The organism is Rhodococcus sp. 05-2254-6, from assembly GCF_002258565.1.
Lineage (GTDB): Bacteria > Actinomycetota > Actinomycetes > Mycobacteriales > Mycobacteriaceae > Rhodococcoides.
Genome location: NZ_NOZF01000091.1, coordinates 1 through 814, shown reverse-complemented (window position 1 = coordinate 814; position 814 = coordinate 1). Strand labels below are relative to the sequence as shown.

The following is an 814-nucleotide window of genomic DNA, read 5'->3' as shown; positions in this document are numbered from 1 at the left end:
CGCCGACGCGGCAACGATACTCGGCCTCAGGCACGCAGCCGAGGACTGGCTCTCGGATCGAGGGATCGATCAGTGGACGCCACGCGAGGTGCCCCTCGGCACTGTCGCAGCGCAGATCGAGGCAGGAGAGTTCTACGTCGCCCGACGCGATCCCGGCGGCCCGATAGTCGGAGCACTGCGCTTGATCGGATCCGACCCGATCATCTGGTCCGAGCACGACGAACTGGCCTGCTACGTACACGGATTGGTGATCGACAGAAGCGAGGCCGGTACCGGCCTCGGCGCGTCGCTGCTCGAGTGGGCGTCGGAGCAGACTCGCCGGGAAGGACGCTCGCTGCTGCGTCTGGACTGCGCCGAGACCAACGGCGCGTTGCGCAGCTACTACCTCGATCAGGGTTTCCGCTACGTCGGCCGCCGCGAGTTCGCCGAGGGCAGTGCATGGTTCAGCGTTGCCCTGTTCGAGAAGTCGACCGATCGGTAGTGTCTCGCCCATGGGCGAGAACCGAGATCGTATGTTGCGTGGAGAGCTGTACCGAGACAGCGATCCCGAATTGGTGGCGTCTCGGATCGCGTGCGGCACGCTCCTGAGCCGATTCAACGCAACCGACGCAGACCGGAACGAAGAGCGTCGGGAGATTCTCGGCGAATTGCTCGGATCCTTCGGAGACGATTCGTGGATCATGCCCAGGTTCCAATGCGATTACGGCACAAACATTTCCATCGGATCGAACAGCTTCCTCAACTACGACGCGATCCTGTTGGACTGCGCGCCCATCACCATCGGTGACGATGTGTCGATCGGACCACGGGCACA

2 protein-coding genes are annotated in these 814 nt (G+C 63.3%); both read left to right on the top strand.

Features of this window, described 5'->3' with window-relative positions; translation table 11 throughout:
• Positions 1-481, top strand: a 481-nt coding sequence (locus CH256_RS11060; protein WP_306438712.1) for a GNAT family N-acetyltransferase, incomplete at its 5' end; no start/stop codon positions are given.
• 10 nt (positions 482-491) lie between these two features.
• The coding region (locus tag CH256_RS11055; RefSeq protein ID WP_306438711.1) for a maltose acetyltransferase domain-containing protein at positions 492-814 on the top strand (323 nt) is incomplete at its 3' end.